At 35.6% G+C, this 7,195-nt stretch carries 6 protein-coding genes; all 6 read right to left on the bottom strand.

Annotated features, from left to right (window positions below; translation table 11 throughout):
- Positions 1–493: 493 nt before the first annotated feature.
- The 6 genes from AO58_RS0116315 to AO58_RS0116290 all read right to left on the bottom strand — a co-directional run bounded on the left by AO58_RS0116315 (position 494) and on the right by AO58_RS0116290 (position 6,965).
- On the bottom strand, positions 494–2,716 hold the full coding sequence (locus tag AO58_RS0116315) for an NADP-dependent isocitrate dehydrogenase (protein ID WP_024982714.1): 2,223 nt from the start codon (positions 2,714–2,716) through the stop codon (positions 494–496).
- A gap of 265 nt (positions 2,717–2,981) precedes the next feature.
- Positions 2,982–3,332 carry a 50S ribosomal protein L19 gene (gene rplS / locus AO58_RS0116310; RefSeq protein ID WP_024982713.1) on the bottom strand — a complete coding sequence of 117 codons (351 nt, stop codon included), beginning with the start codon at positions 3,330–3,332 and terminating at the stop codon, positions 2,982–2,984.
- A gap of 180 nt (positions 3,333–3,512) precedes the next feature.
- Positions 3,513–4,637 carry an agmatine deiminase family protein gene (locus tag AO58_RS0116305; RefSeq protein WP_035717996.1) on the bottom strand — a complete coding sequence of 375 codons (1,125 nt, stop codon included), beginning with the start codon at positions 4,635–4,637 and terminating at the stop codon, positions 3,513–3,515.
- 107 nt (positions 4,638–4,744) lie between these two features.
- Positions 4,745–5,632: an AraC family transcriptional regulator gene (locus AO58_RS0116300; RefSeq protein ID WP_024982711.1), complete on the bottom strand. Its 888-nt coding sequence runs from the start codon at positions 5,630–5,632 to the stop codon at positions 4,745–4,747.
- Positions 5,586–6,266: a tRNA (guanosine(37)-N1)-methyltransferase TrmD gene (trmD, locus tag AO58_RS0116295; protein ID WP_024982710.1), complete on the bottom strand. Its 681-nt coding sequence runs from the start codon at positions 6,264–6,266 to the stop codon at positions 5,586–5,588. Before trmD ends, AO58_RS0116300 begins: the two co-directional genes overlap by 47 nt.
- Before the next feature lie 228 nt (positions 6,267–6,494).
- Positions 6,495–6,965: a DUF1569 domain-containing protein gene (locus tag AO58_RS0116290; RefSeq protein WP_139225590.1), complete on the bottom strand. Its 471-nt coding sequence runs from the start codon at positions 6,963–6,965 to the stop codon at positions 6,495–6,497.
- Positions 6,966–7,195 lie beyond the last annotated feature (230 nt).

Below are 7,195 nucleotides of genomic sequence, written 5' to 3'. Positions count from 1 at the left end.
CACAAGATTCAAGCATCCATCGAGGAACAAGGTCAATAATTTGTCGAATAACTGGTTTTTTGATATTTTTGTTTCGCCTGAAGAGTCCCATAAAGTATTATTTGTTTCGCAAAATCAAAAATACGGGATTCTCAGGCATTTTTTATTTTAGACTTTCGGATAGCTATGAATTCTTGTTTAGTATATTTAACTATTTCTCTAGTGTTAAAAAACTTCATTTTTTTAATATTTCCCTAAATTAATAAATAAGGCCTTATAATTACAGAAATGTTGTTCTATTTATTTTCTATTTCTAGTGTTATAAAGTCCCTATTCTGATCTTGATATTCTGGTTTCATTCGCTGCCGTTTTCCAGTTGTTTGTAAAATTAAATCGGTAATAATTATATCTATATTTAAATAAAAAGATCAGGTTTATAAAAGCATCATCAATTTCAAAAAAAAAAGACAACCGTTTCCAGTTGTCTTTTTTGCTAGTATATTTAGTTCTAAAACTATGCGATTTTGGCCAAGATCGTATTGAAAGTGGTACTTGGTCGCATGGCTTTACTCGTTAACTCTGGATTCGGTTGGTAGTACCCTCCGATGGTTTGCGGTTTTCCTTGAGCACCAATTAGTTCACTGTTGATTTGTGCTTCGTTAGCAATGAATTCAGTCGCAATAGGCGAGAAAATTGCTTTTAAATCAGCATCTTTATCTTGAGCGGCTAAAGCTTCTGCCCAGTACATCGCCAAGTAGAAATGGGAACCTCTATTGTCAATTCCGCCTACTTTTCTTGAAGGAGATTTGTCATTTGCTAAGAATTTTTCTGTAGCTACATCCAAGGCTTCTGCTAAAACAATCGCTTTTGCATTGTTTAAAGTTTGTCCTAAATGTTCTAATGAAGCGCCCAAAGCCAAAAATTCACCAAGGGAATCCCAACGTAAGTAGCCTTCTTCGATAAATTGCTCTACGTGTTTTGGAGCAGAACCTCCAGCGCCAGTTTCAAATAAACCACCACCATTCATTAAGGGAACGATAGAAAGCATTTTGGCAGAAGTTCCAACTTCTAAGATTGGGAATAAATCGGTTAAGTAATCACGCAATACGTTTCCAGTTACTGAAATGGTATCTAATCCTTTGATGATGCGCTCTAAGGTGAAATTAGTCGCTTCGATAGGGCTTAAAATACGAATGTCTAATCCTGTTGTATCGTAATCTTTTAAATATTTTTCAACTTTTATAATCAATTGGCTGTCATGCGCTCTGTTGTTATCCAACCAGAAAACCGCTGGGGTAGCTGATAGACGTGCTCTGTTTACTGCTAGTTTTACCCAGTCTTGAATTGGAGCGTCTTTGGCTTGACACATTCTGAAAATATCATTTTTAGCTACTTTTTGTTCCATCAATACAGTGCCTTCAGTGTTTACGACACGAACCACTCCTTCTCCTTGAATTTGGAAGGTTTTATCGTGTGAACCATATTCTTCTGCTTTTTGAGCCATTAATCCCACATTAGGTACACTTCCCATTGTAGTCGGTACAAAAGCACCGTGTTTTTTACAAAAATCAATGGTTGCAGTATAAACACCAGCATAACAACGGTCTGGAATGATAGCTACAGTATCTTGTGACTTTCCTTCTTTATTCCACATTTGACCAGAAGTACGAATCATTGCAGGCATAGAAGCGTCTACAATTACATCTGATGGTACGTGAAGGTTAGTGATTCCTTTATCAGAATTCACCATGGCCAAAGCAGGTCCATTAGCAATAGCAGCATCAATAGCTGCTTCTACTTCTGCTTGTTGAGGATGTCCGGCTATTTTAGCGTAAACATCTCCTAAGCCGTTGCGAGTATCAATATTTAATTCATTGAATAACGTTGCATATTTTTCAAAAACAGCGGCAAAATAGACTTCAACGATAGCTCCAAAAATGATAGGGTCAGACACCTTCATCATAGTAGCTTTTAGGTGAACAGATAATAAGATATTTTGTGCTTTTGCTTCTTCAATCGTTTTGGCTACAAAGCTTTTTAAGGCTGCGATATTCATTACAGAACTGTCGATGATTTCGCCTGCTTTCAACGGTGTACTTGCTTTAAGAACTGTTGTGGTTCCGTCTGTACCTACGAATTCAATTTTCACATCAGTACCTTGGCTAACGGTAACAGATTGTTCGCTTCCGTAAAAGTCACCTTGTTCCATTGAAGCCACGTGTGTTTTAGACTCAGAAGACCAAGCTCCCATAGCATGTGGATTGGCTTTGGCGTAATTCTTAACAGCTTTTGGTGCTCTACGATCAGAGTTCCCTTCACGCAAAACAGGATTCACAGCAGAACCTAATACTTTTGCGTATTTTGCTTTGTTATTTTTCTCTTCTTCAGTTTGTGGGTCTTCTGGAAAATCAGGTACGGCGTAACCGTGTGCTTGAAGTTCTGCAATAGCTGTTTTTAATTGAGGGACTGAGGCAGAAACGTTTGGTAATTTAATAATGTTAGCCTCTGGAGTGGTGGCTAGTTTTCCTAATTCTAATAAGGCATCACTTGTCTTTTGATCTTCTTTTAAAAATTCAGGAAAATTAGCTAAAATTCTTCCCGCTAATGAGATATCTCTTGTTTCAATTTCTATATCTGATGTGGCTGTAAAAGCTTGAACAATTGGTAAAAATGAATATGTAGCCAATAATGGGGCTTCATCGGTAAGCGTGTAAAAAATTTTTGATTTTTGTGTCATTTTATTGTTTTTTTTAATCGAAATCACTTCAGTAATTGTCTTAGTTTGTGAATAAAGCAAAAAATAAGGCGAACAAATATATGTAAATCGGTTTTAAAAACTCTTTGATTTTACTAGAAAAATTTAATATTTAAAGTGGTTGTTGTGATATTACGAAATCGATATTTTTAAGGGGGTTAAAATTGTAAATTGATATTTATTTTTGAATTATACCTACAAAAAAAGCCTCGATAATTCGAGGCTTTTATATTTGAAAGAAAAAAGATTATCTTCTTTTGTCTTTGATTTTTGCTTTCTTACCAGTAAGTTCTCTAAAGTAGAAAATTCTAGCTCTACGAACTGCACCTTTTTTGTTGATTTCAACTTTTTGTAAAGCAGGTAAGTTAACTGGGAAGATACGCTCTACTCCAATAGCTCCTGACATTTTACGAATAGTAAAAGTTTCAGTGTTTCCTGAACCTCTTCTTTGAATCACTACTCCTTTAAAAAACTGAGTTCTTGTTTTTTCACCCTCTTTAATTTCGTAGTAAACTGTAATAGTATCTCCAGCTCCGAATTCAGGGAAATCTTTTCTTGTAACAAACTCGTTTTGAACGAATTTCAATAAATCTGCCATGATAAATGTTTAATTATGGTTTAAAATAGAGCAACATTCACGGTTCTCGCCAGAGGTTGGTCTAATGTGGGTGCAAAAGTAAAAAATAATTATGAATTATGAATGGTTAAAAAATATTTTTTTGCACTACTTATTTGAAAATAGCTAAGTCTTGGTTTTCTGCGCTTTACATAATTATAGTTATTTACGAGGTTGTTGTTGTGTTACACAATGAACCATGCCTCCATTAGCATACAAATTGCGTACATCAATCCCTACGACTTTTCGGTTTGGATAAAGGGTTTGAATGGTGGCATTTGCAAATGCATCATTAGGATCGTTATAGTTTGGAACTAAAACCACAGAATTTGCTATGTAATAATTCACATAAGAGCCTTTATATTTTAATTTTTTCCCTGTTGCTGTAACTACGTCATTTTTTGTTAATGGGAGTTTAAGAAAAGTATAGTTTTTGCCATTTTTAGAGACAGCCTTGTAGAGTGTTTGAATGTCTTTTTCTGGAACTTCCCAATACAATAAGTCATCCACAGCCATAGTTACAATTGTGGATTTGTTTCCAAATCGTGCAAAACCATCAATGTGCATGTCAGTAATTTCTTTACCAGCTTTTCCATCTAACCATATGAAGTTAGTCACACCAAGATATTTTGTAAAAATGACTTCAGCTTGTGATTGCGACATTCCGGGGTTTCTATTGGAGTTTAATATAGCACTTTTGGTAGCCATTAAAGTACCTTGCCCGTCAATTTCAACCGCACCACCTTCGTTTATCATCACCGAATTTAAATCTATCATTTGTAATTGCTGGTCTTTTGCTATTCGATTGGGTATAATGTTACAATTATTATAGTCAGTTTTTTTACCCCAACCATTAAAACCCCAATCTTGAATTACAAGTTCTTTGTTGTTGTTTCTTACATAAATAGGTCCATTATCTCGTACCCATACATCGTCCGTTTTTTGAATTGTAAAGTCTATGTTTGCTACTGAAACCCCTGCTTTTTCAAGCAAAAAAAGTATTCTTGATTTTTCATTAGCGTCATATGCAATGATGTGAACTTTCTCGCTTTTTATTAATGATTTTGTCATAGTTATCCAGGTATCATCGAGTTCATTTCTATATTCTATTCCATACTGGTATTGATGGGGCCATTGTAGCCAAGTGCCTTCATGAGGTTCAGATTCTTCGGGCATAGTGTATAGGATTTCCGTTGATATTGGTTCTTCTGATGTTGTTAATTCCGAATCCTCTTGACAAGAAAGGAAAAGTGGAGATAATATAACAATGGTAAATAGTTTTTTCATAATAATTAGTTTGAATATTTAAATTATAAAATGCCTTGTTTACTAGTACTTAGACAAGGCAAATCTATTCACGATAGCTTGATTATTTGTTGTCCAAAATTGACATTCTATAAAAGAGGAATAAAAAGAGCTGTTAAGTACTCATTTTCATGGGTACAGTTTGACTCATTTTTGAGGTATTGTTCGATTACAGGCGTATGAGAACATTCTTGTTTGCTTTCTAAAATCCATGACCCAAAAATTTGTTGATAGGTGTTTTCTAAATCTTGATAGGAGCCTTGGTGTATAAACTTAGCATAATTCCCACCAAAAATAGATTTTGAGGGTAGGTTCGTTAGAATTGAATTTGTTTCTAGGCAAGCATCATAAGTACATTTTGATTTTTCTGTGATAACCACATCATCGGCAATTAATCCATAAAATTGTGTGCTAACCTCCGAAAAGTCATTTTTTAAAATCGTTTTCCAAAGTTGCTCAATTTCGGGATTAATGTAAGAAGTTTTGCAACTTAAGTAGTAGACTGTTTTTTTAGGGATGTAAAGAATTTCAGGAGCTGTAATTGATATTATTGAGTTTTGTACCTCGGTGTCATTTAGCAGAAGTTCTTTTTGATTTCGAGCTTGTGAAGGAGAGCAATTAAAGTGTTTTTTGAATGTTTTAGAAAACGATTGTACATCAGAAAAACCTATTTCTAAAGCTATATCTGAAATTTTAGCATTAGAATAGACTATTTTTTTATATCCATTTTCAACTTTTAATCTAGTTTGATATGCACCAATGGTTTCCTTGAAAAGCGAAAAAAAGATACGCTGTAAATTTCTATAGGAATAACAAGAAACCATTTCTAAAGATTTTATCGAGATAGTTTTGTTGTAATTTTTCTCAATATAATGCCTTGGGTTGTAAATGCGTTTTTGGTAGTCCATTAGTACAAGTGGTGCGTCTTTTTTAATTGTCCTCCAACAAATCCGGTCTTCTGTTTTTGGTGTGCTCATAAGCCATGTCTTCTCTCCATTTGTCAATTTTTGCAAAATGCCCACTCAGCAAAACATCAGGAACTTTCCAGCCTTTGTAATCCGCAGGTCGAGTGTAAATCGGACCCGATAATAAGCCGTCCTGAAAACTATCGGTCAAAGCTGAGGTTTCGTCACTCAAAACCCCAGGAATCAATCGAATCAAGGCATCACACAAAACCAAAGCTCCCAATTCGCCTCCAGATAAAACATAATCGCCAATAGAAATTTCTTTGGTAATAAAATGGTCTCTCACTCGCTGATCGACACCTTTATAATGCCCACACAAAATGATAATATTTTCATACATCGACATCGTATTGGCCATTTTCTGGTTCAGCGTGTCTCCGTCGGGTGACATATAAATAATCTCGTCGTAGGTTCTCTCGCTCTTCAAATGGGTGATACAAGCATCAATCGGTTGCACCGTCATCACCATACCCGCGCCTCCGCCAAAAGGATAATCGTCTACACTTTTTTGTTTGTTGGTCGTGTAGTCTCTCAAATTGTGAAAATGCACTTCCACTAACCCCTTGTCGATAGCACGTTTCATAATCGAAGCTTCAAAAGGACTTCTCAATAATTCAGGTAAAACGGTAATAATATCAATTCTCATTGTAGTATTTTATATCGTGCAAAGGTACAAATTAAATGATAGGACACGAATCAAGTGCTACATCCTTATAGTTATTTGGGCGTGACCCCGAGGCACACGACTTTGCATAACCAAAAGTCCCTGCTCCTCGGGGTCGGGCTATCCGCTATATCTCTTGGGGCGAACCCCGCCCCAAGAGGATGCCGCTGCTATCCCTCACGCAATCCCTGCAAATTAAGACATTTTCGGTTATACCCCAAACTGTCTCAAATGATGGTCCAAGTGTCTCCACATCAGTTTGTCCCAATCCTCAAAACTCATCTTTCCCCAAAACGGATGATGCATTACCGTAATTACCGAAGTTCCTTTGGCAAATTCTTGAACACAAGCTATAAGTTGTGCTCGGCTTTTTTCAAAATCAGAATGGGCAGTGATACGGAATTCTTTTGCCGTGGGACTATTTTTTCCAAAGTCACTGTTAAAAGCTTTATTTTTTAATAACCGTCCCAACAAACGCATAGGAAAACTAATTTTTAAATCTTGTTTTCCAAAAGCTACATTTATAGCAGCAATACAGTGTTCACACATTTGGTCCACGCTCATCTTGCCCCAAAGTGGAGTAGAGGAGGCGTTTAAATTCTGAATTCTCTCGATTAAAATCGCATTGTCTGAAGTGTCGTAAATAGAAGGCATAAGTTCTTTGGTATTAGGTTGTAACAAATGTAATTATTTCGCTTAAAATTCTGGTTGTTTTATTGCTATTCAATTGTTTTATTAAACATCATAGCTATCCGAAAGTCTAAAATAAAAAATGCCTGAGAATCCCGTATTTTTGATTTTGCGAAACAAATAATACTTTATGGGACTCTTCAGGCGAAACAAAAATATCAAAAAACCAGTTATTCGACAAATTATTGACCTTGTTCCTCGATGGATGCTTGAATCTTGTG

This window comes from Flavobacterium succinicans LMG 10402, from assembly GCF_000611675.1.
Classification (GTDB): domain Bacteria; phylum Bacteroidota; class Bacteroidia; order Flavobacteriales; family Flavobacteriaceae; genus Flavobacterium; species Flavobacterium succinicans.
This window is presented reverse-complemented; position numbering and strand designations above follow the sequence as displayed.

Coding starts and splice junctions, on each gene's coding strand:
- AO58_RS0116300 (WP_024982711.1), bottom strand. CDS start 5,632: ATGAGCACACCAAAAACAGAAGACCGGATTTGTTGGAGGACAATTAAA.
- AO58_RS0116315 (WP_024982714.1), bottom strand. CDS start 2,716: ATGACACAAAAATCAAAAATTTTTTACACGCTTACCGATGAAGCCCCA.
- trmD (WP_024982710.1), bottom strand. CDS start 6,266: ATGAGAATTGATATTATTACCGTTTTACCTGAATTATTGAGAAGTCCT.
- AO58_RS0116305 (WP_035717996.1), bottom strand. CDS start 4,637: ATGAAAAAACTATTTACCATTGTTATATTATCTCCACTTTTCCTTTCT.
- rplS (WP_024982713.1), bottom strand. CDS start 3,332: ATGGCAGATTTATTGAAATTCGTTCAAAACGAGTTTGTTACAAGAAAA.